At 73.8% G+C, this 23,627-nt stretch carries 21 protein-coding genes; 8 read left to right on the top strand and 13 right to left on the bottom strand.

Annotated features, from left to right (window positions below; translation table 11 throughout):
• Window positions 1–43: 43 nt before the first annotated feature.
• The gene (locus ACF06X_RS27950) at window positions 44–643 is read left to right on the top strand and encodes an isochorismatase family protein (RefSeq protein ID WP_392290049.1); all 600 of its coding nucleotides are present in this window, start codon (window positions 44–46) and stop codon (window positions 641–643) included.
• Between the two features lie 69 nt (window positions 644–712).
• Here ACF06X_RS27950 and ACF06X_RS27945 read toward each other — a convergent pair whose 3' ends face one another.
• The 7 genes from ACF06X_RS27945 to ACF06X_RS27915 form a co-directional block, all read right to left on the bottom strand.
• Window positions 713–1,396 (bottom strand): phosphatase PAP2 family protein, encoded by a 684-nt coding sequence (locus ACF06X_RS27945; protein WP_392290048.1) that lies wholly within the window; start codon window positions 1,394–1,396, stop codon window positions 713–715.
• Window positions 1,397–1,449: 53 nt separating this feature from the next.
• Window positions 1,450–2,835, bottom strand: coding sequence for a diacylglycerol/lipid kinase family protein (locus ACF06X_RS27940; protein WP_392290047.1), 1,386 nt, complete (start codon window positions 2,833–2,835; stop codon window positions 1,450–1,452).
• 126 nt (window positions 2,836–2,961) lie between these two features.
• Window positions 2,962–3,573: a TetR/AcrR family transcriptional regulator gene (locus ACF06X_RS27935; protein WP_392290046.1), complete on the bottom strand. Its 612-nt coding sequence runs from the start codon at window positions 3,571–3,573 to the stop codon at window positions 2,962–2,964.
• A gap of 60 nt (window positions 3,574–3,633) precedes the next feature.
• Window positions 3,634–5,694 (bottom strand): discoidin domain-containing protein, encoded by a 2,061-nt coding sequence (locus ACF06X_RS27930; protein ID WP_392290045.1) that lies wholly within the window; start codon window positions 5,692–5,694, stop codon window positions 3,634–3,636.
• A gap of 137 nt (window positions 5,695–5,831) precedes the next feature.
• The gene (locus ACF06X_RS27925; protein ID WP_392290044.1) at window positions 5,832–6,050 is read right to left on the bottom strand and encodes a DUF6296 family protein; all 219 of its coding nucleotides are present in this window, start codon (window positions 6,048–6,050) and stop codon (window positions 5,832–5,834) included.
• A gap of 94 nt (window positions 6,051–6,144) precedes the next feature.
• Window positions 6,145–7,956 carry a serine/threonine-protein kinase gene (locus tag ACF06X_RS27920; protein ID WP_392290043.1) on the bottom strand — a complete coding sequence of 604 codons (1,812 nt, stop codon included), beginning with the start codon at window positions 7,954–7,956 and terminating at the stop codon, window positions 6,145–6,147.
• 74 nt (window positions 7,957–8,030) lie between these two features.
• The gene (locus ACF06X_RS27915; protein WP_392290042.1) at window positions 8,031–8,858 is read right to left on the bottom strand and encodes an NAD(P)H-dependent oxidoreductase; all 828 of its coding nucleotides are present in this window, start codon (window positions 8,856–8,858) and stop codon (window positions 8,031–8,033) included.
• A 96-nt stretch (window positions 8,859–8,954) separates the two neighbouring features.
• Between ACF06X_RS27915 and ACF06X_RS27910 the strand changes: the two genes are divergently transcribed.
• Window positions 8,955–9,980, top strand: coding sequence for a helix-turn-helix domain-containing protein (locus ACF06X_RS27910; protein WP_392290041.1), 1,026 nt, complete (start codon window positions 8,955–8,957; stop codon window positions 9,978–9,980).
• On the opposite strand, the gene ACF06X_RS27905 is transcribed toward ACF06X_RS27910, so the two are convergent.
• On the bottom strand, window positions 9,927–11,561 hold the full coding sequence (locus tag ACF06X_RS27905) for an amidohydrolase (protein WP_392290040.1): 1,635 nt from the start codon (window positions 11,559–11,561) through the stop codon (window positions 9,927–9,929). The genes ACF06X_RS27910 and ACF06X_RS27905 overlap by 54 nt on opposite strands.
• A gap of 163 nt (window positions 11,562–11,724) precedes the next feature.
• Here ACF06X_RS27905 and ACF06X_RS27900 point away from each other — a divergent pair, with 163 nt between their 5' ends.
• The 3 genes from ACF06X_RS27900 to ACF06X_RS27890 all read left to right on the top strand — a co-directional run bounded on the left by ACF06X_RS27900 (window position 11,725) and on the right by ACF06X_RS27890 (window position 14,180).
• Complete coding sequence (locus ACF06X_RS27900) at window positions 11,725–12,441, top strand: TetR/AcrR family transcriptional regulator (RefSeq protein ID WP_392290039.1); 717 nt, start codon at window positions 11,725–11,727, stop codon at window positions 12,439–12,441.
• Between the two features lie 225 nt (window positions 12,442–12,666).
• The gene (locus ACF06X_RS27895; RefSeq protein ID WP_392290195.1) at window positions 12,667–13,185 is read left to right on the top strand and encodes a DUF6328 family protein; all 519 of its coding nucleotides are present in this window, start codon (window positions 12,667–12,669) and stop codon (window positions 13,183–13,185) included.
• Between the two features lie 44 nt (window positions 13,186–13,229).
• Complete coding sequence (locus tag ACF06X_RS27890) at window positions 13,230–14,180, top strand: aldo/keto reductase family oxidoreductase (protein ID WP_392290038.1); 951 nt, start codon at window positions 13,230–13,232, stop codon at window positions 14,178–14,180.
• Between the two features lie 38 nt (window positions 14,181–14,218).
• On the opposite strand, the gene ACF06X_RS27885 is transcribed toward ACF06X_RS27890, so the two are convergent.
• Together ACF06X_RS27885 and ACF06X_RS27880 are read right to left on the bottom strand one after the other, a co-directional pair.
• Window positions 14,219–15,718 carry a bifunctional phosphatase PAP2/diacylglycerol kinase family protein gene (locus ACF06X_RS27885; protein WP_392290037.1) on the bottom strand — a complete coding sequence of 500 codons (1,500 nt, stop codon included), beginning with the start codon at window positions 15,716–15,718 and terminating at the stop codon, window positions 14,219–14,221.
• Window positions 15,719–15,841: 123 nt separating this feature from the next.
• Window positions 15,842–16,189 (bottom strand): ATP-binding protein, encoded by a 348-nt coding sequence (locus ACF06X_RS27880; protein ID WP_392290036.1) that lies wholly within the window; start codon window positions 16,187–16,189, stop codon window positions 15,842–15,844.
• Window positions 16,190–16,448: 259 nt separating this feature from the next.
• On the opposite strand from ACF06X_RS27880, the gene ACF06X_RS27875 reads away from it, so the two are divergent.
• Complete coding sequence (locus ACF06X_RS27875) at window positions 16,449–17,270, top strand: DUF1206 domain-containing protein (RefSeq protein WP_392290194.1); 822 nt, start codon at window positions 16,449–16,451, stop codon at window positions 17,268–17,270.
• A gap of 40 nt (window positions 17,271–17,310) precedes the next feature.
• Here ACF06X_RS27875 and ACF06X_RS27870 read toward each other — a convergent pair whose 3' ends face one another.
• Window positions 17,311–20,313 carry a LuxR C-terminal-related transcriptional regulator gene (locus tag ACF06X_RS27870; protein ID WP_392290035.1) on the bottom strand — a complete coding sequence of 1,001 codons (3,003 nt, stop codon included), beginning with the start codon at window positions 20,311–20,313 and terminating at the stop codon, window positions 17,311–17,313.
• Between the two features lie 156 nt (window positions 20,314–20,469).
• A complete protein-coding gene (locus tag ACF06X_RS27865) occupies window positions 20,470–21,336 on the bottom strand; it encodes an alpha/beta hydrolase family protein (RefSeq protein WP_392290034.1) in 867 nt (288 codons plus the stop codon).
• Between the two features lie 378 nt (window positions 21,337–21,714).
• Here ACF06X_RS27865 and ACF06X_RS27860 point away from each other — a divergent pair, with 378 nt between their 5' ends.
• Together ACF06X_RS27860 and ACF06X_RS27855 are read left to right on the top strand one after the other, a co-directional pair.
• Window positions 21,715–22,524 carry an RNA polymerase sigma factor SigF gene (locus tag ACF06X_RS27860; protein ID WP_392290193.1) on the top strand — a complete coding sequence of 270 codons (810 nt, stop codon included), beginning with the start codon at window positions 21,715–21,717 and terminating at the stop codon, window positions 22,522–22,524.
• 272 nt (window positions 22,525–22,796) lie between these two features.
• The gene (locus tag ACF06X_RS27855) at window positions 22,797–23,240 is read left to right on the top strand and encodes an ATP-binding protein (RefSeq protein ID WP_392290033.1); all 444 of its coding nucleotides are present in this window, start codon (window positions 22,797–22,799) and stop codon (window positions 23,238–23,240) included.
• 75 nt (window positions 23,241–23,315) lie between these two features.
• On the opposite strand, the gene ACF06X_RS27850 is transcribed toward ACF06X_RS27855, so the two are convergent.
• A complete protein-coding gene (locus tag ACF06X_RS27850; protein ID WP_392290032.1) occupies window positions 23,316–23,585 on the bottom strand; it encodes a WhiB family transcriptional regulator in 270 nt (89 codons plus the stop codon).
• Between the last annotated feature and the right edge of the window lie 42 nt (window positions 23,586–23,627).

Raw genomic sequence — 23,627 nt, 5'->3', positions numbered from 1 at the left:
AATGCGGCGACGGGAGAGAGGGCGGCGGGACATGATGGCGCCCATGAGCCATCCCGTACCCTCCTCGTCTCCCGCATCTCCGGTGGAGGCGCTCCTCGTTGTGGACGTCCAGGCGGCCTTCGTGACCGGTGACGGAGCCGTCCCCGCGGCGGCCCGCCTCCTGGAGCGGACGACCGACCTGATCGCACGGGCGCGACGGAGCGGAGCGATCGTCGTCCACCTCCAGAACGACGGGCCACCCGGATCGGATGACGAGCCGCACACAGCGGGCTGGGAGCTCCACCACCGCGTCGAGAGCGGCCCCACGGAGGTCGTGATCCGCAAGACCCGGGACGACGGCTTCGCAGGCACGCCGCTGGGAGGCCTGCTGGCCGAAGCGGGGGTGACAGCGCTCGCCGTCTGCGGCGTGATGTCCGAGATGTGCGTCCAGGCGACGGCCCGTACGGCCCTGGACCTCGGCTACCGCGTCGTGGTCCCGCACGACGCCCACGCCACCCAGGACATACCGGCGGCCCCCGGCATCAGCGACCGCGTCCCCGCCGACACGGTCTCGCGGGTCGCCGCATGGGCCCTGGGCAGCGACGCGGAGGTCACCACCCCCGCCGCGGAGGTCACGTTCGGCCCGGTGCCCGCGCGGATCTGAGACCCGGCCCGGAGCCGGACCCGCGGGTGACGGTACGTCCGACCGGCGCCGCGCGCCGCCGGCCCCACGTCAGGTGAGGGACGAGACCGCCGACCCCAGCCGCCCGAGCAGGCGCAGCCGCGTGGTGAACGGCAGCGCGTCGACGGCGAGGACGGCGGCGGCGCTCGCGACCCCGAGGACCGCGCCCGCGGCGACGTCGCCGGGGTAGTGGACGCCCGTGTGGACACGGGAGTAGCCCACCGCGCAGGCCAGCGCCCCGAGCGGGATCGCCGCCGGTGGGACCACGACCCCCACGGCGGTGGCGAACGCGACGGCGGAGGCGGTGTGACCGGACGGGAAGGAGGCGGACGTCGGCATGGGCACATGGCGGTCCGTGCTCACCCGCGCCGCCTCCCTGTCCGGGCGCCGCCGCCGCACCAGGCGCTTGCCGAGCAGGTTGGCCGAGGCCGAGGCGGCGGCGACCGCTCCGACGCCCAGGACCGCCGCCCGTCGCGCCCGGCCACCGCCGACGGCCAGCAGGGCGGCGGCGATACCGAAGGAGATCTTGGACTTGTCCGCCGCGGCGGACAGACGGCGCAGTCCCGCGTCGAGCGCCGGGGTGGGAGTGGCGGCCACGGCGGCGTACACGGCCCCGTCGACGGCACTGAGGTCGCCGATCACGGCGGCGAGGTGCCGGCGCGGTTCCTGGCGTGGTCCGTGGCGCCGCGGTTCGCGGCCGGGCCCCGGGGATGTGGGCCGGTCTTCCTCGGTCATGCTCTTCTCCTCGGGGCTGATGCGGTGGATCGGGCGCATGTGCTCGTCTCCCGTCAACGATCGTCTCTGTCGTCTCTGCCGGCTCTGTCGACTCGGTCGCCTGTGTCGTCTCCGGCGGTCGCCGGCCGGCCGAGCGCGAGGGTCAGGACACGCCGCCAGTCGAGCGGCGGAGCGACCGGCGGTACCCCCGGCCGGTCACGGGGGACCAGGACGCGCAGGGCGCCCGGGCGGATGGCGCAGGTGACGGGCGCGGTCAGCGTCAGTGCTTCGCCGTCCACCGCGACCGGCACGGTCGGGGTGGTGGCGGTGACCTCGACCCGCCGGGCGGTCAGCACGTTCAGGCCGTCCGAGAGGTGTCCCCGGACGGCGAGTTCGGCCGCCCCCGCGGCGCCGTCCACCCGGACGCCGATCACGCCCAGCCTGCCCCCGTCGAGCCGGGGCCGGCGGCCCGCGCCCAGCGGATCGGCCGTCGCGTACGGGTTGTTGCTCACCAGCAGGGCCTGCCGGCCCGGGAGCGGTGTGCCGTCCACGACCGCGTCCAGGCGCTCGCCCGCGCCCCCGAGCAGGAGATCGGGCATGACCTCCAGCGCCGTTCCGGCCTTCGCGCCGCGGTATTCGGGGTGCCGCACGACCTGCGCGTACACCCCGAACGACACCGTGTTGACGAAGGCCCGGCCCGCGACCGTGCCGAGGTCGACCCGGAGCTCCTCGCCGTCGGTCAGGGCGTCCAGGCAGCGGGCCGGGTCCGCGCGGTCCAGGCCCAGGTCCATCGCGAAGTGGTTGCGGGTACCCGCCGCGATCACCAGGAACGGCAGGTCGTGCTCGGCGGCGACCCCGGCCACCAGCGCCTGCGTGCCGTCGCCGCCCGCGACTCCGAGCAGGTCCGCACCCTCGGCCACCGCCTCGCGGGCGACCGCCCCCACATCGGCGGGGGCCGACGGGTCGAGCAGGATCACCCGCGCGCCCAGCTTCTCCGCCCGCGCGACAAGACCGAAGCGTTCGACCTTGCCGCCGCCGGAAGCCGGGTTCATCAGGAGGACCGGCCGCCGGGGCGGCGCCACCGGCCGCCCCGGCCCCGCGGCCGGGGGAAGCGGCTTGCGCAGGGCGGCCCGGGCGCAGGCCAGGGACACGCTCCACAGGAGGAGCGCGACCAGAGCCGTCGACCACAGGCCACTGCGTACGAAGAGGACGAGGACACCGGCGGGCGCGCCGCCCATGAGCAGCGTTCCGCACAGCCGCAGCGGCCCCCGGTGCGCGAGCACCCACCAGGCGGCGACGGCCGTGACGACCAGGCCGGCGGCCCCGCCCAGCAGCACCAGGAGCCCGCCGCCGCCAAGGGTCAGGAGCAGCACGGCGACCGCCCCCGCGGCCGCCACCAGGGCGCCCCTGGCCGCCCACCGCGCCGCCCCCGCCGCGCCTCTGCTGCCCTTCACCGTCATCGCCCCCGCCTCCGAGCCCGCACGGCCACCCCGCTGCGTACCGTCGTCAGGCCAGCCTGCCCCCGACCGGCCCGAACGACGCCCCCCGCCATGTCGGACAGGTCCGTCCGGGTGAGGGCTCGCCGCTCAGGCCGGAGGCTTCCCGTCCTGGGCGAGGGCGGCGACCTGGTCCGAGATGAGGTCCAGAATCGTCGCCGAGACGGCCGGGTCGTGGCCGAGGACCAGGAAGTTCAGGGTCAGGCCGTCGGTCACCGAGGCCAGATAGCGGGCGAGGACCGGGACGGGGACTCTCAGTTCGAGCTCCATCGTGGCGCCGAGCTGCTCGATGAGCTCCTGGTAGATCTCGGCGTACCGCTCGTGCTGGCGGCGGGCCAGCGGCTCGAACCCCGGTGTGCGCAGGGCGTACTGCGTGAGCTCGTACGTGAGCATGTGCTCGCCCGGGTGGGCACGCACATGCTCCCAGTACGCCCCGAAGCCCGCCCGGACGGTCTCCCTGAGCGTGCCGCGTGGCCGCAGCGCCTCCTTCACGACGCCCACGTAGTGGTCGGTGATCGTCGTGATCACCGACTCCAGGAGGGCCTGCTTCGAGTCGAAGCAGTAGTGGAAGACGCTCAGGGAGACACCCGCCTCGGCGGCGATGGACCGGGTTGTCGTCCGGGGGACGCCGTCCCTGGTCATCGCGCGGATCGCCGCCTCGGTGAGCTGCCGGCGCCGATCGGCGAGCGGCATGCGGGTCATACGGCCGTTCCTTCCTAGCTCCCGCACCCCCGCGGGGGTGCGGGAGCGGGTGGCGAGCCGTCAGCTGCTGAAGACGCCGACCTCGACGAGCGAGTACCCCCACCCCGTGCCGCGCTCCACGCCCTGGATCCGTACATGGCGGGCCGTCGTCCCCGCGAACCGCGCGGTGTCCAGGCCTCCGTCACCGGTCGTGGTCGACCAGGCGGTCCGCCACGTGGTCCCGTCGTCCGACAGCTCGACGCGGTACGCCTTCCCGTACGCGCGTTCCCAGTCGAGGGTGACCCGCTTGACCAGCCGGGGCGCGCCCAGGTCGATACGGAGCCACTGGCCGTCGCTCCACTCGCTCGCCCAGCGCGTGCCCCGGTCGCCGTCCACGGCCCGGCCCGGCGCGTAGGAGACGAACGGGGTCCACCACTCCGAGGTGGACGCCGAAGCCGCCGCGTTCGCCGCCAGGTTCACGCCCGCCCGGTGCCGCTCGGAGCCGCCCCAGGTGTCGAGGTACGACTCGGCGCCCCGGAAGAGGTCGTCCACCACGTCCTGGCCGGCGACCAGCCGGACGTCCTCGATCCAGTCCGGGACCAGACCGTAGTGCGAGGCGCCGTCGGTGTTGAGGTCCCAGGTGCGCACGCCGGTGGTCTGCCGGTCGAGGACGGAGCCGCCGTCGGTGCTGCGGAAGGGGTAGCGGACCGGGTTGGGCGTGTCCGCGCCACGCGGGCCCGGCCAGCCGCCGACCCCGTTCATGTCGGTGCCGTAGCCGTATCCGACCCCGTACTTCTCGCGCAGGGCGTCCGTCCGCCTCGCCTCCGCGCCGAACCCCTCGGCGCCGTGCATGTACTGGGCGATGAACCCGCCGAGTCCGTAGACCCGCTCGGTCCAGTCCAGGTCCATCCAGCTGTGCGAGGAGAGCACCCCCGGGTACGACACGGATTCCAGGATGTCCAGCGTCCGCCCCGCCGCCTTGACGCTCATGTGGTCGATCTCGAGCATCATCTTGCGTTCCATCATGCCGCGCACGGCGTACTCGCCCAGCTCGGTGAGCCCCCGGGTGTTGCAGCGCGCGTCCGCCGCGTACGCCGGGACGCTCACCCCCGCCGGCAGCTCCCGCTCCGCCGTCGGCGCCGCCGCGAGCCCGATCGGGTTGTCCTGCTGCGGGCCGGTGCACTTCTCGGTCTTCCAGAAGGTTCCGGTCGACAGGAACTGGCCCACGTTGATGGCGGTGCCCAGCGCCCCCTCGTCGAAGCGGACGCCGCACAGCGCGTTGTCGAACTTGTGGCAGAGGAACATGCTGCGGACGCCGAGCCGGTGGAGTTCGTCCAGACCCCGGTCGATGTCGTCGCGGTCGCACTGCGCCACGTCGAGGATCTGCTTGCAGCCGAAGGGCTCGGAGGTCTCGACGCCGAGGACGACCGCCAGCTTGCCCTGCTCGATCACCTCGCGGGCCTGCGCCGAGTCGGTGACGATCCGGAACCAGCCCTTGCCCGGCCCGCCGAACATCCGGTCGACGTACTCCTGCATCTCGTACGTCTTCCTGGCCTGGAGGCGGATCGACGTCATCTCGTCGCAGCCCCGGTCCTTGAAGAAGTAGACCGAGCAGATGACTCCGTTGGTGACCAGGTCGTTGACGAGCACCCGCTGCCCGCCGCGCCAGGCCCGCTCGATCCAGGCGTAGTAGTTCTGCTGGTGGGTCAGCGAGTCGTGGGCGGGCCAGTCCTCGAACGTCGGCCAGCCGTCGGGGTCGTGGCGGCCGTCACCGCCCTTGGTGATGAAGTCGAAGACCGCGAGCGAGCCGTCGGGGTAGTGCTCGGGGCAGTCCTTGAGCGCGTCGGCGACGCCCTGTTCGGAGAAGGGCTTGCCGCAGATCAGACGGCCGCCGAAGGCTTCGTTGGACATGATGTGGTTGTGCGCGTCGACGAATCCGCGCACCTCGCCCCGGGCGTTCGTGCCCTTGAAGGGCTCGCCCGTGACATTGACCTCGGAGTCGGGTGCGGGCCGGGCGACGGGGTTCCACCAGGAGGTGTCGGCCGCCGAGCCGGGTGCGGGGCCGAGCAGCAGGGCCAGCGTCGCGAGGAGCAACGACAGTACTGCCAGGGGACTGCGCCTGCGGTGCGTGGGTCGCGTCATGGACATCACTCACGTCTTCGGTGGGGGAAGGGCGCGCGAAAGGTGCGTCGAGAATCCCCACTGCCGCGGGCCGAGTCAAGAGTCCGGGACAGATGACCTGATGGCTCGTCGGATCCCCTCCCCACGCACAGGGCGGGTCACGGGACCGGGACGGCCCGCACGGGTACGTCATGACTCTGGTGACCGCCACTGGCCACCATGCGCACCTGGCCCTGCTCGTTGATCTCGGCCTGCACGATGCCGGTCTCGTCGGCGTAGACGGGGTGCCCGCCGGCGCCCGTGCGCTCCGTGCGGGAGACGATGATCGAGTCACCCGACACGGGAAAAGTCAGCTCGTACCGTTCGACGCTTTCCATGCGGCTTTTATACCGATACTCGGGGCAGGGCTATGCATGTGCCAGAAGATTGTGCCCGCCCGGGTGTCGTAAACCGGTCATTCGGCGCCCGGGTTCAGGAGGAGGCGCCCGCGGCGTTGCGCCAGACGGTCAGATCGAGCGTCAGGTACGTACTGGGGGAGTCCTCGGTCGAGAAGCCCCGGACCGTGACGAGGCCCATGTGCCCCGTTCCCGTGGTGACGCAGACCTGCCGGCCCTTCGAGAGCTTGTTCACGTAGACCTCCTTGGTGAACCGGGTGTCCGCGCGGCAGGCGGCGAGGGAACCCACCTGTCCGGGATCGAGCAGCACCAGATTCCCGTCCTGGATCTCCGCGTCGAGATAACCACCGGTGTCGTAGGAGAGTTCGTACCCCCCGTCCTCGCCCTGCTGCGGACGGACCTCGTCGTCCCCGAGCGTCAGGTGGTAACCGGCGGTGAGGTTGATGCCCTTGTAGGTGACGGGCTTCGGCTCGGTCGTGCCGGCCGACGGCGTCGGCGTCGGGCCCGCCTGCGTGCCCCCGTCGCCCTTCTGGTCGCCCTGCGCGGAGCCGCCCCCTCGCGTCGGCTGCTCCTCGTCCCTGAGCAGGAGATACGCCGTGCCACCACCGGCGACACCGAAGACCAGCGCGGCGGCGAGGGCGATGAGGATACCGCGCCCGCCCGCGCCGGCCGAGGGCCGCGGCGCCGGAGGCACGGGCGCTCCCGGGTACGGCGGTGCCTGCCCGGGGAACTGCGTCGGTGCGTGGGCGTGCGCGTGCGCGTGGGACTGGGCGTGCGCCGGTGGCGGCGTGCGGTACCGCGGGTCCCGGGGCGGGCCGTAGTTCGGCGCGGTGGGGGAGTGGGGCGCGGACGGCGGAGGCGGAGTCCGGTCACCGGGCGCCGAGAGCGCGGTGGGGGAGTAGGCCGGGGCGGGCGGGGCGGTGGGCGGGGCGGCCGCCGGGGGCGGCGGGGTCTGGACCGGCGCGGGGGCCGCCGCGCGGACCGTGATGTCGGCCGCCACCGCGCCCGGCAGCCAGTCCTCCGGCCGCCGCAGAACCGTCTCCGCGTTCGCCGACTGGCACAGGGCGATGATCTCGGCGATCGACGGCCGTGCCTCGGGATCCTTGGCGAGCGCCCGCGTGACCAGTTCCCTCAGCCGCTCGGGCACCCCGGTCAGGTCGGGCTCCTCCTGGACGATGCGGTAGAGCACACCGTGCGAGGTTCCCTCGCCGAACGCCGGCGTCCCCGTCGCCGCGTAGGCCGCGACCTGGCCGAGCGCGAAGATGTCGGTCGCCGGGGTGACCCGGGTCCCCTTCGCCTGCTCGGGGGCCATGAAGGAAGGTGTGCCGATGATGACGCCGCTGCCGGTGAGCGATGTCGCGTCGGCGGCATGCGCGATGCCGAAGTCGATGACCCGGGGCCCGTCGGCCGCCAGCAGGACGTTGGACGGCTTCAGGTCACGGTGGACGATGCCCGCGCCATGGATGACGTGCAGGGCCTCGGCCATGCCCGCGACCAGGAGCAGGACCGTCTCCGCGGGCAGCGCCCCGTGCGCGACGACGGCGTCGGCGAGTGACGGGCCGGGCACGTACGCCGTCGCCAGCCACGGCCGCGGGCCGGCGGTGTCGGCGTCGATGACCGGCGCGGTGAACAGCCCCTGCACGCGCTGCGCCGACCGCACCTCCTGGGCGAACCGACGCCGGAACTCCGGGTCCTCGCCGAACTCGGGCCGGATCACCTTGATGGCGACGGGCCGCCCACCGGGCGTGTACGACAGGTACACCTTGCCCATGCCGCCCGCGCCGAGTTTCGCGGCCAGTCGGTAGCCGGCGACGGTGGTCGGGTCGTCCTCGGCGAGCGGCTTGAACACCTGAGGGGATCCGCCACGGTCCGGCCGCTGACCACTCATCAACTCATGTCTCCCGCACAGAACGCCGACGTTTCGCACGGCACCCTATCGAAAGAGCCCCGGCCTCCCGGCCCTCAGCGTCGTGGGCGGACGTGGAGGTCCAGGCCGTTCGTTCCCGGTGCCTCCACGTCCGGCAGCAGCCGCATGTCGCGACCGTAGTCGCCGCCCGCCAGCGGCCTGAACGGCACCGGCTCGTCCGTGAACAGCCCGTCGAGCCGTCGCCCGTACGCCTCGCGCGCCGCGGCGAACCGCTCCGCGGGCAGTTCGTTGGCGTCGTACACCGCGAACGGTTCGAGCGGCGCCATGCCGGTGAACCAGAACAGGCCGTGCTGGAGCGGGTGGAGGACGTCCGAGAGCCGCCCGTGGATGCCCCGGTCGGAGAAGGCCGACTCCCTCGCGCCCGCCGTCACCGACAGCAGCGCCCGGCGGCCCGTGAGAGCGCCGTCGCCGTACGGCGGCGGGAGGGCCGGCCCGTAACCGAAGCCGTTGGTGAAGACCCGGTCGATCCAGCCCTTCAGGATCGCGGGGGCCGAGAACCACCACATCGGGAACTGGAGGATCACCGCGTCCGACCAGAGCAGCTTCTCCTGTTCGGCCGTGATGTCGGGCGCCAGCCGGCCGGCCAGGGTGTCCTGTTCGGAGGCCGCCGCCACCCGCAGCCGCCGGTCGGCGGTGTGCCCGGGGAAGTCGTCGGCGTCGACCGTGGCCTTCCACTTCATCGCGTAGAGGTCGGACACCCGCACCTCGTGCCCCGCCGCCCGCAGGTGCTCGACCGCGAAGGCGGTGAGAGCGGCGGTGAGGGAACGGGGTTCCGGGTGGGCGCAGACGACGAGGATCCTCTTCGGCCGAGGCTGATGCCGCTGCGCCGCGCGCTGTCGCGATGGTGCCGTTGCTTCGTTCATGCGGCCACGTTCTCCCGGGCGCCGGCGGAACCAGAACCCTGTTCAACCGGCGGAACGGCGATCCTGGTACTGCGAGGGCCACGCATACTGGACGGCATGAACGGGGCGGACCAGATCGAGCGGACGGGCGGCGCGGGCGGCCGCGTCGAGGGGACCGGCGACACCGGACGGGAGCTCGGCGGCTTCCTGCGCGCCCGCAGAGGACGCGTGGCGCCGGAGCACGTCGGGCTCGCCGGGGGCAGGCGCCGGCGCGTACGGGGGCTGCGGCGCGAGGAGTTGGCCCAGCTGGCCGGGATCAGCGTGGACTACTACGTACGCCTCGAACAGGGCCGGGCCACCCAGCCGTCCGCCGAGGTGCTGGACGCGCTCGCCGGCGCCCTCGGCCTCGACACCGCGGAGCGCAGGCACCTCGCCACCCTGGCCGCCGCCCGGCGCGACCCCGCGCCCCGGGCCCAGGCCGGGCCGGCCCTGCGACGGATCCTCGACGCCCTGGCCCCGCTGCCGGCCTTCGCGACCAACCATCGCCTCGACGTGGTGGCCTGGAACCGGCCGGGCGCCGCGCTGCTGGGCGGCATGGACGAGCCGGGCCGCCGTGACGGGAACAACGCCCGATACCTCTTCCTCGACCCCGCCGGCCGGGCGCTCCAGCCCGAGTGGGAGGACCGCGCGGCCGAGGTCGTGGGGCAGCTGCGGGTCGCCGCCGGACGCTACCCCGACGACGCGGAACTCGCCGCGCTCATCGCCGAACTCTCCGCCCACAGCCCCGAGTTCCGGCGGATCTGGGCCACCGGCGAGGTGCTGATGTGCACGGCCGGCCGCAAGCGGCTGCGGCACCCCGAAGTCGGGCTGCTCACCCTGGACTTCGAGACGCTGCACGTCCCGGCCGCCCCCGGCGAGACCGGCCTGGTCGTGCACGTCTACAGCGCCGAGGAAGGCAGCCCGGAGGCCGCCGCCCTCGCCCGTCTCGCCGCGGCCGACCGGGGCCCCGGTCCCGCCGCGACCGACCGAGCCACCGGTCTCGCCGCGACCGGCCGAGCCACCGGTCCCGCCGCGAGACGCCCCGTCGCCTCAGGAGCCGAAGACGCGCCGCCCACCGACGTAGGTGGCCTCGACCCGCAGTGACGCCAGTTCGGGCGCCGGCACGGAGTACGGGTCGCGGTCGAGGACGACCAGGTCGGCGAGGTGCCCGGGGCGCAGGACGCCCGTGTCGTCGAGTCCGTTGACGTAGGCGGAACCCGACGTGTAGGCGGCGAGAGCGGTCGTCAGGTCGAGCCGCTGACCGGGCAGGAACGGCGGCAGGTCGCCGCCGGGGACGATCCGGTTGACGGCGACATGGACGCCCTCCAGGGGGTTCGGGGAACTGACGGGCCAGTCGCTGCCCGCCGCCAGCCGGGCCCCGGCACGGTGGAGGTCGCCGAAGGGGTACTGCCGTTCCGCCAGGTCCTCGCCCAGGAACGGGGTGGTGAGCTCGTCGAGTTGGGGCTCGTGGGCGGCCCACAGCGGTTGCAGGTTGGCGACCGCGTCCAGCCGTGCGAAGCGCGGCACGTCCACGGGATGGACGACCTGGAGATGGGCGAGATGGTGGCGGTTGCCGCGCCGCCCGTTGGCGTCGCGTGCCGCCTCGACCGCGTCGAGGGCCTCGCGGACGGCCCGGTCGCCCAGCGCGTGGAAGTGGACCTGGAAGTCGAGGGCGTCGAGCTCGGTGACGTACCCGCGCAGCGCCTTCGGATCGACGAAGCTGAGGCCGCTGTCGGCGGTGGCACAGCCGCAGGCGTCCTTGTACGGCGCGGTCATGGCCGCCGTGCGGTTCTCCGCGACGCCGTCCTGCATGATCTTCACCGTGTCGGCGCGGAACCGGCCGCCCGACCGCAGCGCCTCGCGGCGCTCGACCAGAAGCGGGATCTGCTCGGCCCCGGCGTCCCTGTCCCACCACAGGGAGCCGACCACCCTGGCCGTCAGCAGGCCGCGCCGGGCCGCCGTCAGGTACGCGCCCGAGACGTCGGGATGGCCGCCGTACTCGCCGAGCAGCGCGTCCTGCCAGGCGGTGATCCCGTAGCCGTGCAGCAGCCGTTGGGCGCGGAGCAGGCCGGCCAGGAGATCGTCCTCGGTGGGCCGCGGGGCAGCCCGCCCGACGAGCTCCACCGCGCCCTCCTGGAGCATCCCCGACGGGGTGCCGTCGGCTTCTCGCTCGATACGCCCGTCGGCCGGATCGGGCGTCGAGGCGGTCACCCCCGCCAGCTCCAGGGCCCGGGTGTTGACCCAGGCGCCGTGGTGGTCCCGGTTGGCGAGCAGGACGGGGCGGTCGGGCACGAGCCGGTCGAGCAGCTGCCGGGTCGGCAGGCCGCCGGGGAAGCTCTCCATCGACCAGCCGCCGCCGGTGATCCAGGGCCGTTCGGGGTGGGCGGCCGCGTAGGCCGTGATGATCCGCCGGTATTCGGCCGGGTCCGTCGTCCCGGTCAGGTCGCAGACGCCGAGCTCCAGCCCGCCGAACACGGCGTGGACGTGCGCGTCCTGGAAGCCGGGCAGCAGCGCCCGCCCCGCCAGGTCCACCACCTCGGTGTCCGGACCGATCAGCTCGCGCACCTCGTCACCCCCGACCGCGGAGATCCGCTCCCCGGTGACGGCCAGGGCCGTGGCGCCGACGAGCGAGGGGTCCATGGTGATCACGGAACCGGAGGTGAAGACGGTGTCTGCGGGGCTCATCGGAGCTGCTCCTTGAAAAGGGGGAAGGGAGAGCACGCGGCAGCGTGGCAGGATCCCGACCACGGAGTCAACAGCGTTGACAACAATGTTGACTCTTGGCTGACCGGAAGCGGTGGGGGCCGGGCGGCACAATGGAGCCGACCGGAGCGAAGGGGAGTGCGCAGTGGCGTCACGTACGGGGAAGCGGGCCGCGACGGCCGGGGGGCGAGGCGGCGCCGCGGGCCGTACCCGCCCGTCGCTCAGCCCCCGGCTGATCGTCGAGGCCTGCCTCGAACTGCTCGACGCCGAGGGGGCCGACGCCCTCACCTTCCGCCGCATCGGCGGCCGGCTGGGCGCGGACCCGACGGCCCTCTACCGCCACTTCCGTAACAAGGACGACCTGCTGCTCGCCGTGGCGGACCACCTGCTCGAGGAGAGCCTCGAAGGCTTCGAGCCGTCCGGTCACTGGCGGGAGACGCTGCGGACGCTGTTCATCCGCAACCGCACCGTCTACCTCTCCCACCCGCGCGCCGCCGTCCTCGCGACGGTCCGCATCACCCGGCGCCCGGCGGAGATGCGGGTGATCGAAATGATCCTCGCCGCGCTGTCCGACGCCGGATTCCCGCCCGAGGAGGCGGTACGCCACTACCGCGCGCTGGTGGACTTCATGCTGGGCTGGTCGTGCATGGAGGCCACCTACCTGGCGCTCGACCCGGGCACCCGGCACGGCGACGAGTCCGCCTGGAGCGGTGCGTACGCGGCGGTGCCCGCCGCCACCCACCCGCACATCGCGGCGGCGGCGCCGTACCTGGCGTCGGTGGAGGACGACGCCAACTTCCACTTCGCGCTCGACCTGATGCTGGACGCCATCGCAGCCCGCGCACCCGAGGCGGACGGCTGAAACCGCGAGCGCCTCGCAGCAGCGGAGCAGGGGTGTGTGTGTTCGAAGGCGGGGAAGCCGTGCCTGGTGGCGCACCCTGGAAGGGGCGAGGACGTTCGAGGAGGAGGAACCCCCATGGAGCGACGAGAGAGCGCGGTCGGCCCCGACAGGCGAGTGGACGCGCGGGAGGACGCGGGGTCGCACGGAGGAGTGGACGTACGGGAGGAGGCGGGGTCGGACGGAGGAGTGGACGTACGGGAGGACGCGGGGTCGGACGGAGGAGTCGACGCACGGCAGGACGGGCGGCGCGAGACGGAGGACGAGCGGGCCGACCGGCGCTGGCAGGAACTCATCCAGGAGATACGGGTGGCGCAGACCGGCGTCCAGATCCTCCTCGGCTTCCTCCTCACGGTGGTGTTCACCCCCCATTTCCAGGGACTGGAACAGACCGACAAGACGATCTACATCGTCACGGTCGTCCTCGGCTCCCTCGCCACCGGCGCGCTCATCGGCCCGGTGGCCTTCCACCGGATCGTCTCGGGCCGGCGGATCAAACCCCAGGCCGTCGCCTGGGCCTCCCGGCTCACCTTCGTCGGGCTCCTCCTGCTCCTGGCGACCCTGACCTCGGCGCTCTTCCTGATCCTGCGCGTGGCCACGCACGACACCTACGTCCCCTGGCTGGTCTCCGGCGTTCTCGCCTGGTACCTGATCTGCTGGTTCGGCCTGCCGTTGTGGGTCCGGATCCGCTACACCAGCGGAGACTGACGCCCCCCTGCGGCCACCCGCCGCACATGTGCGAGGGTGGCCCCGTGACCACCAGCGAGAAGCCCGACCGCATCGTCCTCGGCTGCATGGGCCTCGGCGGCGCATGGGACACGAGCCCCGCCACGGCCGCCGACATCGACGCCGCGGAGGCGGCCGTCGAGGCGGCCCTGGCGAGCGGCATCACCGCCTTCGACCACGCCGACATCTACCGGCACGGAAAGGCGGAGTCGGTCTTCGGCGAGGTCCTCGCCCGCTCCGCCGGACTGCGCGAGCGGATCACTCTGCAGACCAAGTGCGGCATCCGGCTCGCCGAGGGCGACCGGCCCGGCCTCTACGACCTGCGCGGCACCACCGTCGTACGGAAGGTCGAGGAGAGCCTGACCCGGCTGCGTACCGACGTCCTGGACGTCCTGCTCCTGCACCGCCCGGACCCGCTCGCCGACCCGGCCGACCTCGGCGAGGCCCTGACGTCGCTGCACCGCCAGGGCCTCGTCCGCCGCTTCGGCGTCTCCAACATGAACGCCGCCCAGATCGCCAGGATCCAGGCCCACACCGAACTCCCGCTCGTCGCGAACCAGTTGGAGATGAGCCTGCACCGGCGTGCCTGGCTCGAGGACGGCGTCCTCGTCAACACCCCCGAGTCGGCCGCCAACGGCTTCCCCGCGGGAACCGTCGAGCACTGCCTGACCCACGGGATCTCGCTCCAGGCCTGGGGATCGCTGGCCCAGGGCCGGTACACCGGGCGGCCGGAGACACCGCGGGAGAGGGCCACCGCCGCACTCGTCGCCTCGCTCGCCGAGGCCAAGGGCACCACCGCGGAGACGATCGTGCTCTGGTGGCTGCGCCGCCACCCCGCGCGTGTCGTCCCCGTGATCGGCACGTCGAACCCCGCCCGCATCCGCGCCTGCCGCGACGCGGCGTGCGGCGAACCGGACCTGACCCACGAGGAGTGGTACGCGCTGTGGGTGACGGCCCGCGGCGCCGCCCTTCCGTAGCAGCCGCCCCTCCCTGAGGGCGCGGGGCCGCTCGGGCGTCAGTCGGTGAGCGGCCGGTAGACGGTCAGGGCCTCCGGCAGCTTGTCCAGGCGCAGTGAACGCGGAGCGGGAACCACCTCGCCGTCGTACGCCATGTGGGTGCCCTCGGGCAGACCGGTCACCCGGAGGGAGGTCGGCCGGGCGGCGGCGTAGAGGCGGGTCCTGGCCAGCCCGCCGGCCAGCGCCGTGGCGAGCAGCCGCGTCCGGGCGAACGTGCCACCGCGCGCGATCCGTACGTCCAGCATCCCGTCCGCCAGGTCGTGGCGCCGCAGTGGGGCGAGCCCCACACTGCGGTAGGCGCCGTTCCCGGCGAACAGCAGCCACATGGACGTGGGCCTGCCGTTCACCACGGCCCGCAGCGGCCGGGCCGTCCGCAGGACGTGCGCCACACCGAGCAAGGAGGCCACCGGCCCGCCGACCCGGGGCGACCAGCGCTCCCGGAGCCGTACCAGCTCCGGATAGACACCGAGACTGAAGGTGTTGAGGAAGTACGCCGGCTCCCCACCGCTCTCGCCGGTGATCCGGCCGACGTCGGCCCGCACCGCGTGACCCTGGGCCAGCGCCCCGCAGGCCTCGGCGACCGTGTCCATCCCCAGGTCCACCGCGAAGTGGTTGAACGTCCCGCCGGGGACGACCAGGAGCGGTACCCGGTGGCGCAGAGCGGGCGCCACCGCCGCGTTCACCGTCCCGTCCCCGCCGCAGACGCCCAGCACGCCTCCTCGCGCGGCCGCCTCGGCGGCGGCCACCTCCAGCACCTCCGACAGCGGACCGGCCTTCTCCTCGTACAGGACGACCTCGGCCCGGGGCAGCAGGGTGCGCAACTGCCGTACCGGATCCACGAGCTGCGACTGGGCGCCGGAGGAGGGGTTGACCACGACGACGAGACCGTCGCCGTCGGGCCGGGCGGGCAGCTCGACGCGGGGCCGGGCGGGCGTGGCGACCAGGTCCCGCGTCGGCGCCAGACCGCGGACGGCGTACGCGGCGCCGACACCCAGACCGGCGCCCACCAGGACGTCGCTCGGATAGTGGACGCCGGTGTAGACCCGGGAGAAGGCGACCGAGGCGGCCACGGGGAGGACCGCCGCCCCCCACCCCGGTGACTCCAGCGCCACACCCGCCGTGAAGGCCGCGGCGGAGGCCGAGTGGCCGGAGGGGAAGGAGGTCGTGAACGGCTGGTGCGGCAGCCTGCGCACGAGGGGCACGGTGTCGATCAGCGGACGCTCACGGCGCACGGCGCTCTTGGCCAGCGTGTTCACGGTGGCCGACGCCAGCGCGAGCGAGGTCACGCCGCGCACCGCCGCGCGCCGGCCCTTCGGCCCGCCGAACGCCCACAGGCCCGCGGCGATCCCGAACCACAGCAGCCCGTGGTCGGCGCTGCGGCTGAGCCGGGGCAGAACCGGTTCCGCGGCGGGCCAGGACCGCCCCGCGACGTGTCCGAAGAGCGTGCGGTCCCATGCTCCGAACGTCCTGCGCACGCGACCTCTGGCGGCCTGACCCATCACATCTCCTCGTCGTCGGCGCCGGAGCCGGTGCCCGCACAGGCGCCCGGCCAGCGCCAACGTACCCGTCCGGGACCGAACGACACATGGCCGCCGCCCCTCGGGCCCGCGACCATGTGTCGTTCACTGTTCGAGCGGCACGACCGCACGGATCGTCTTCCCCTCGGGATGGACCGACACGGTCACCTCACGGCACAGATGCAGGACGATGGGCCAGCCGAAGCCGCCGGGCACCAGCTCCTCGCGACGCCGGATCACCGGCCGCTCACCGCTGCGGTCGCCGACGCACACCGTCACGGTGTCCCGCTCCACCTCCAGGCCGAAGGCGGTGACACCGCCACCGTGCCGTTCGGCGTTGGTCACCAACTCGGACACGACCAGCATCAGGTCGTCGACCTGCGCCGGCTTCACCGGCCGGATGCCCGCAAGCCGTCGCCGGGCGACCTCTCTGGCCTCGGCGGACGTCCGCACCGCCGCGGTCCGGCCGTCGCCGGCAGGACGCCCATGAGGGGCCTGACGCGTCGGTGCACGGGACGACCAGGCGTCACCCGGGGGCTGCATCATGGTTTCCCTTTCTCCCGATTTCTGGTCATGTGCTCCTCTCTCGCCTTCCCCCGGTCGCGCGGCGGACACGCGGCGTACGGCTCCGGTCCGGGAGGGGTTGCGACGGGCGGGGCCGGGCATCCGATGAGTCCGGTCCACCGGCCCGAGGGAGGCGTCAGACGTGACCATGGCGAGGAGAGCGGCCCGCGGCGACGCGGTGCGGGCCGGTGCCCGCGCGGGCTTCGTGGCGCGCGGAGTGCTGTATCTGCTCGTCGGCGTGCTGGCCGTACGCATCGGCCTGACGGGCGGCGAGGATCCGTCGGGCGCCGGCCGGCAGGCCGACCGGGGTGGAGCCCTGACCCAGGTCGCCTCCACCCCCTTCGGCGCCGTCCTCCTCTGGGCGCTCGGCGTGGGGCTCGCCGGCATGGCGCTGTGGCGCCTGACGGAGGCCGTGTACGGCGCGGCCGGACGGGACGGCGGCAAGCCGGGCAAGCGGGCCCTGTCGGCCTTCCGGTGCGTCTTCTACGGCTTCGTCGCCTTCCTCGTGTTCTCCTTCGCGGCGGGCTCCAGAGGCAGCGGCGCGGGGTCGAGCGACCGGCAGAGCCAGGACGTCACCGGCCGGCTGCTCGGCCTGCCCGGCGGACAGTGGTGGGTCGGCGCGGTGGCGGCCTGCATCCTCGTCGCGGGCCTGTGGATCGCGGGGCGCGCGGCGTTGCGGACGTACCGTAAACACCTGAAGTGGGGGCGCCTGTCGAAGAACCAGCGCCGCCTCATGGACGTCACCGGCATCGCCGGCGGCGTCTCGCGCGGCCTCGTCTTCGCGGCCGTCGGCTACTTCGCCCTCAAGGCCGCCATCCAGTTCGACCCCGCCCAGGCCAAGGGCGTGGACGACGCGATCCGTTCGTTCGCGACCGCCCCCGCCGGCCAGTGGCTGCTGGTGGCCGTGGCGGTCGGACTGGCACTGTTCGGAGTGTTCTCCTTCGGCCTCGCCAAGTGGCGCGAGGTGTGACAGCCGATCCTCGGCCACCGTGGGGCCCGAAGGGGAGGTGTCACGGCTCGTCCGTCGCGTGCCGGGCGGCACGCACCATGACACCCGACAGCTCCACCCGGGAGCGGACCCCGAGCCGGGCGAAGACGTTCCGCAGATGATGGTCGACCGTCCGCGGGCTGATGGACAGCCGGTCGGCGATCTCCCGATTGGTCGCTCCCTCGGAGGCGAGCACGGCGATGCGCTGCTGCTGGGGCGTCAGGTCGTCCGGCGCCGCGGGGTCGCTCGGCCTCCCGGCCGCCCCGCCGGTGGCGCGCAGCTCCGCCCGGGCCTCGGCGGCCCAGGTGCCCGCCGCGGCCCGCTCGAAGGTGACGAGCGCGTCGCTCAGCCGGACCCGTGCCTCAAGCGGGCGCCTGCGCCGACGGAGCCACTTGCCGTACGCCAGCAGGGTCCTGGCCCGCTCGAAGTCGTTGCCGGACTCCTCATGACGCCGCATGGCCTCGCCGTACCAGTGCGCCGACTCCTCCGGTTCCTTGAGCAGCGCCCGGCACCGGGCCAGTTGGGCCGGTGCCTGCGGATCGATCCCCTGCGCGGCCCAGACGGCGAACTCCTCGGCCGCGGCCCGGGCCTCGGCCCTCCGGCCGGCCGCGTCGGCCGCCTCCACGAAGCACGGCACGGCCAGCATGCGCAGCGCGAAGTGACCACCGCGCGGCCCGGGCCCCACCAGAGGAGCGAGCCGCGCCGCGGCCTGGACGGCGAGACCACGGCCGAGTTCGGCCCTGGCCAGCGCCCACTCGGCGAGCGTCGCCGCCTGGACGAGTCCGTGCGGACGCGCGACCGTGAGCGCCCGGCGCGCGTGTTCCGCCACGGACTCCACGTCCCCCGAGACCGAGGCGACCAGAGCGAGGACGGCGTGCTGATGGGCCGCCACATTGTGCTGACCGGTGAGCTCCGCCGCCCGTAACCCCTCCCGGGCGTGCGCTCCGGCCCGGCCGTGACAGCCGGCCCGCAGTTCGGCGTAGGCCAGATGCTCGAGGACCCGGGGCAGCAGCGCCGTACACCCCTCCGCGCGGACGCGGGCCAGGGCGCGGGCGTGGACGCGTGCCGCCGCGTCGGTGTCCCCGAGCACGAGCGCCGCCGAGCCCGCGCGCAGCAGGAGGCGCGGCTCGTCGGCCGACCCGTCGACCGCCACCACGCGGGCCAGCGGGGCCCGCGCCTCGTCGAGCCGGACGGCGAGAGCGTTGCGCATGCCGAGGAGGAAGTCCCGCTCCGTCCTGTCGGCGCCGTCCCCCTCCCCGAGAGCGGTCAGACAGGCGTCGGGGTCCCCCGCGGCCCAGGCCGCCTCCATCGCGAGGATCCGCGCATCGGACGCCTCCCGCGGAGCGCCGGCCCGCAGCAGCGAGGCCGCGAGCAGCAGCGCCTGATACGCGTCCATGACGGGACCGTCCGCCAGCACGCGCAGCCCACGGACGAGCTCCTCCCGCCCACGCGCCACGTCCGCGCGGCTTCGGATGCCGTCGTCAGCACCGAGGCGGTCCGCCCGATGCCCTCGCGCGGACAGGAACGAGCGCTCCCGCGAGGGTCCGGGGACGGCGGGGGTGGCGTCCGCCCCTTGGGACCCGCTGACGGCGGGTGCGGACGGCACGTCGGGGTCCTGGCCGCCGGTGCCGGGACCTGTACGCGAGCCTGTACCCCTCTCCGGTTCGTGGGCGCGGCCGGGCTGCTCGCCGTCGTGGCCGGGCGCGCGGACGGACGGTACGTCGGGGTCCGGGTCGCTCGCGCCGGGAGCTGTACCCGCGTCAGGACCCGTGTTCGCACGCGTACGGGAATCCGAACCCGCCTTCCGGCCATCGGGGCGGCCCGAACCCGTATCCGCCTCCGCGGCGTGGGGGCCGCCGGGCTTCTCGTCACCATCGCGGGCCGCGCGGGCGGACGGCGGGCCGTCGGGTCCGGCGTCGGGCGGTCGTTCGGCGGGCTCCCGCCGCGGTGGGTCGGGGCGCACGACGTCCGGGGCTGCGGCGCCCGGCGGTGCGAGCAGGGCGTGGGCCGAGCGTCGCCAGGTGGGCGGCGTCGCCGACAGGACGGCCCGACGCAAGAAGGGGTCTTCGAAGCGGAGGGCCTCGCGGGGGCCGGTGAGCAGACCGTCCGTGAGGAGATGGTCGAGGGTCTCCGGGGACGTCCGCAGCACGCGCGCGGCCGCGAGGACGGTGTCGGAGGCGACGACGGGCCGCTCCGAGTCCCCGTCCTGCCGACCGTCGTTCGCCTCGCCCGCGAGGGCGACCAGGCCGAGCATGCGCCGCCATTGCGCGGGGAGCGAGTCCAGCAGCCCGCCGTACACCTCCGTGAGGACCGAGGCGTCGGGCAGTGGCCGCGGAAGCGGGGCCGCGCCCGCCAGTTGCGCGCGGGAGAGGCGGCGGGCCATCGCGGTCAGGACGCCGGGGTGCCCGGCGCCCTCGTCGAGGAGCCTCGCCCGTACGGCCGGTGACGGAGGGCAGGCACACACGTCGTCGAGCAGCCGGCCCGCTCCGGACCGGCTCAGCCGGGTCAGACGCAGCAGCGACGCTCCCGGCACGGCCGGGGGACGGTGGTGACGGGCGAGCGACACCACCCACCCCACGCCCCGAAGGCCGCCCCGAGCCCGCCAGGCGGAGGCGAGGACGGCGCGCGAGTGCGCGTCCCACAGGTGGTGGTCGTCCACGCACAACAGCAACGGCTCTTCGGCGCGGAGCGCGCCCAACGCCGCCGCGAGGCCCTCCGCGCCCCGTGCGGAGCGCAGCGCCCGGCGGGCCGCCGACGGCGTGCACCCCAGCGTGGAGAGCAGCGCCCGCACACCGCTCCAGGGAACCCGGTTCCCGGCCGGCGCGGCCACCAGATGCGCCCGGCCGGTGAACTCCCGTACCGCATACCGAAGAAGCGCCGTGCGCCCCACTCCGGGGCTGCCCGAGATCAGCAGCACGCCGCCCGACCCGGCGGCGACGCGCGCCGAAAGGGCGTCCACGGCGGCGAGTCCGGCCGTGCGGTCGTGCAGCCGTACCGCGGCCGCCGCGCTCGTCCCTCCGCTCACGGCCGTCAGGTTACTGTCCCGTAGGGAAGGGCGGTAGGCCCCGGTGGGCGTCCGCCCACGCGCGGGGGCGCTGCTCTGTGAGCGCGCACAGACGGATTGTCCCCTCCCACCGCCGAGCCGTGGAGCCGGCACGGGTGGCGGGAGGGGCGGCGTCCGTCAGGAGGTGTGCGGGCAGGTGCCGCGGTACTCCTCGATCGTCAGGCTGGGCCGGGGGAGCGGGCAGAGGAACTGCTCGTAGCGGGTGTCGTTGTCGATGAAGCGCTTGAGCCACGAGATGCTGTACTTCGCGATCGTCGTGTCGGACGTGTTCGGCGTGAAGTGGCTGGCGTTGTTGAGCTCCAGATACGCCTTGTCGAGCGAGCCGGGAAGGCTCTCGTAGAACGGCTCGGAGTGGCTGGCCACGGGCGCGACCGTGTCGCCGTCGGCGCCCACGACGAGCGTGGGCGTCTTGATCTCCGGCCAGGTCTTGTCCGTGTTCCAGCCCGTCAGCGGGATCGCCGCCTGCAGCGACGGCCTGGTCTTGGCCGCCTCCAGCGCGCCGCCGCCGCCCATCGAGTGACCCATCACGCCGAGCCGCGTGCTGTCGACGCGGCCGCGGACCGCGCTGCGCTGGGTCAGGTAGTCGAGCGCGGCCAGGAGCTGACGGCCGCGACTGGCGGGCTGGTCCATCGTGGTGAGGGTGTCGATGGTGAAGACGACGAACCCCTGGGAGGCGAGGCGCGGGCCCAGCCAGGCGATGGACGACTCGTACGCGGTGAACCCGGGTGAGATCACCACCGCGCCGAAGGTGCCGTCGGCGGTCGAGGTCGGGTAGTAGATGGTGCCTCCGCCGAAGCCGGTGACGGCGAGGGAGGAGACGCTGGTGTCCGAGACCGCGTACACACCGCGCGCCGCCTCGATGCTGCTGGTGGTCGGGGCGGGGCCACGCTCGTAGGGGTTGTCCGCGGCCTGGGCTCCGGGCGCGGTGAACAGGGTGACGCAGCAGACGGCGGCGGCCGCGGCCGCGGCGAGGTGTCGTTTCACGACTGAGTCGTCCTCTCGTGTCGTGGACGGCCGCCGCCGGGGGTCCGGGGCGGCCGGTGGGGGTGTCTGGCTCGGGCCACTGTCGGGGCCACGAGGGACGAAGACATCGGCAGAACCACCGGCGTCGGCACCGTCCGGTCGACCGGGGGCGGCGCCGGGGCGGGGGCGCGCGAGAGGCCGCGGGGGCCGGCCGAGGGGTCGCTCGGTGACTCGGGTGAGGCGGCGGAACGCACCCGCCGGAAAACTCGTGGGTGTGCCCCTGGAATCCCGGGGTAGGCGACGCCCCAACGGGGAGGACGCAGTAGCCGCTGGAAGAGGGAGGTCATCAGAGTGCCGACTGAGGTGACGACGGAGACGAGGACCGGCTTCGAGACGGGGATGGGGGATCTTCCCATGCTCGAAGCGCCCCGCAAGGTCGCTCCGAAGGACGCACGTGAGCTGTCGAAGCTGTTCTTCGACAAGCTGGCGGTACTGGAGGAGGGGACGCAGGAGTACCAGTACGCGCGGAACACGCTGATCGAGATGAACATGTCCCTCGTGCGCTACGCGGCCGGTCGGTTCCGGGCCCGCGGCGACGAGATGGAGGACATCGTCCAGGTCGGCACGATCGGCCTCATCAAGGCCATCGACAGGTTCGACATCTCCCGAGAGGTGGAGTTCACCAGCTTCGCCGTCCCCTACATCGTGGGCGAGATCAAGCGCTTCTTCCGCGACACCTCCTGGGCGGTCCATGTGCCGCGCCGGCTGCAGGAGGCCCGGGTCGAACTGGCCAAGGCCACGGAGGAACTGAGCTCCCGGCTGGGTCGGGCACCGAGCGTGGCCGAGTTGGCGTCGCTGATGAACCTCTCCGAGGACGAGGTGATCGAGGCACGGCTGGCCTCCAACGGCTACAACTCGACCTCGCTCGACGCGGCCGTCAGCGGAGAGGGCGACGACGGCGAGGCGGCGCTCGGCGACTTCATCGGCGTCGAGGACCCGGCGCTCGAGCTCTTCGAGAACTTCCACACCCTCGCGCCCCTGCTGGTCGAGCTCGACGACCGCGACCGCAAGCTTCTGCACCTGCGGTTCGTGGAGGAGCTGACCCAGTCGGAGATCGGCAAGCAGCTCGGGATCTCACAGATGCACGTCTCGCGGCTGCTCTCGCGCAACCTGGCGCGGCTGCGCAAGGGCATGCTCGACACCGCGTAGGAACGGCGGCGGATCGCGGAGGAGTCGCGGAGCACGGACGGTTCGCGGAAGAACCCCGGCCCGGCGGGTGTGAGATCCGGAAACGGGGGCAGGCGCACGTCGTCCCCCCACGGGACGTCGCCTTTACGGGACGAACGGCGAACGGCCTCACCAGCCCCCTTCTGGTGAGGCCGTTCGGGGTGGGCGGCGACGTACGAGGAAGGCGAACGGGGGACGACGTGAACGAGCTGAGTTCCACCGAGCTGAGTTCCACCGAGCTGAGATCCACAGAGGTGACTTCCACAGAACCGAGTGCCACACGGCTGAGTGCCACCGGACGTCGACGACCGGACGGCGTCGTCCGCCGGGCCGCCATGGAGTTCGGCCGGACGCAGAGTGCCATCGGCCACGCGCGGGACTTCACCGTGGACTTCCTGGAGCGGTCCGCCTCCACGGCCGCCGGAGCGGTCGACGCGGCCCGGCTCGTCGTGAGCGAGCTCGTCACCAATGTCGTGAAGTACGCCCCCGGCCCGTGCCGTCTGGAGCTCGTGCTGCACACCGGCCTGCTGGAGATCTGCGTCCACGACACGTACGGGGCGCTGCCCGTGGCCCGCCCCAGGGACCCCGAGAGGGTGGGCCGGCACGGAATGGAGATCGTGCTCGCGATCTGTACGGGGGTCGAGGTGGAGCCCACTGCGCACGGTAAGCGCGTACGGGCCTTCCTCCCCCTCCACTGAGGCGCCCGCGCCCCCCCGCGCCCTGCTCACCCCCGCGCCCCCGTCCACGCCCGCGCCCGTCCCCCGCTCCGGGCCTCAGCCCGGCTCGTGCGACCTCTCGTGCGCCCTGCGGCGCGAGCGCCGCTTGAGCGCGCGCCGCTCGTCCTCCCGCAGACCGCCCCAGACGCCGGTCACCTGTCGGGAGTCGTCCATCGCCCAGCTCAGGCAGGCCGCGCGGACGGGACAGATACGGCAGACCTCCTTCGCCTCCTCGGCCTGGACCAGCGCGGGCGCGCCGGTCCCCACCGGGAAGAAGAGGTCGGGGTCGACGTTCTGACAGGCCGCGGACGCGCGCCAGCTCTCCATCAGTGCCTCCAGTCGTGTGGGGAAAAGGACCGCTCTCTCTCG

It is taken from the genome of Streptomyces sp. NPDC015346 (genome assembly GCF_043078785.1).
In the GTDB taxonomy this organism is placed as follows: domain Bacteria; phylum Actinomycetota; class Actinomycetes; order Streptomycetales; family Streptomycetaceae; genus Streptomyces.
This window is presented reverse-complemented; position numbering and strand designations above follow the sequence as displayed.

What these genes read in the sequence shown, in the direction of transcription:
- ACF06X_RS27885 (WP_392290037.1), bottom strand. Translation starts at nt 15,718, where the DNA reads ATGGGTCAGGCCGCCAGAGGTCGCGTGCGCAGGACGTTCGGAGCATGG.
- ACF06X_RS27935 (WP_392290046.1), bottom strand. Translation starts at nt 3,573, where the DNA reads ATGACCCGCATGCCGCTCGCCGATCGGCGCCGGCAGCTCACCGAGGCG.
- ACF06X_RS27910 (WP_392290041.1), top strand. Translation starts at nt 8,955, where the DNA reads ATGAACGGGGCGGACCAGATCGAGCGGACGGGCGGCGCGGGCGGCCGC.
- ACF06X_RS27875 (WP_392290194.1), top strand. Translation starts at nt 16,449, where the DNA reads ATGGCGAGGAGAGCGGCCCGCGGCGACGCGGTGCGGGCCGGTGCCCGC.
- ACF06X_RS27905 (WP_392290040.1), bottom strand. Translation starts at nt 11,561, where the DNA reads ATGAGCCCCGCAGACACCGTCTTCACCTCCGGTTCCGTGATCACCATG.
- ACF06X_RS27925 (WP_392290044.1), bottom strand. Translation starts at nt 6,050, where the DNA reads ATGGAAAGCGTCGAACGGTACGAGCTGACTTTTCCCGTGTCGGGTGAC.
- ACF06X_RS27860 (WP_392290193.1), top strand. Translation starts at nt 21,715, where the DNA reads ATGGGGGATCTTCCCATGCTCGAAGCGCCCCGCAAGGTCGCTCCGAAG.
- ACF06X_RS27850 (WP_392290032.1), bottom strand. Translation starts at nt 23,585, where the DNA reads ATGGAGAGCTGGCGCGCGTCCGCGGCCTGTCAGAACGTCGACCCCGAC.
- ACF06X_RS27945 (WP_392290048.1), bottom strand. Translation starts at nt 1,396, where the DNA reads ATGACCGAGGAAGACCGGCCCACATCCCCGGGGCCCGGCCGCGAACCG.
- ACF06X_RS27920 (WP_392290043.1), bottom strand. Translation starts at nt 7,956, where the DNA reads ATGAGTGGTCAGCGGCCGGACCGTGGCGGATCCCCTCAGGTGTTCAAG.
- ACF06X_RS27950 (WP_392290049.1), top strand. Translation starts at nt 44, where the DNA reads ATGAGCCATCCCGTACCCTCCTCGTCTCCCGCATCTCCGGTGGAGGCG.
- ACF06X_RS27940 (WP_392290047.1), bottom strand. Translation starts at nt 2,835, where the DNA reads ATGACGGTGAAGGGCAGCAGAGGCGCGGCGGGGGCGGCGCGGTGGGCG.
- ACF06X_RS27915 (WP_392290042.1), bottom strand. Translation starts at nt 8,858, where the DNA reads ATGAACGAAGCAACGGCACCATCGCGACAGCGCGCGGCGCAGCGGCAT.
- ACF06X_RS27930 (WP_392290045.1), bottom strand. Translation starts at nt 5,694, where the DNA reads ATGACGCGACCCACGCACCGCAGGCGCAGTCCCCTGGCAGTACTGTCG.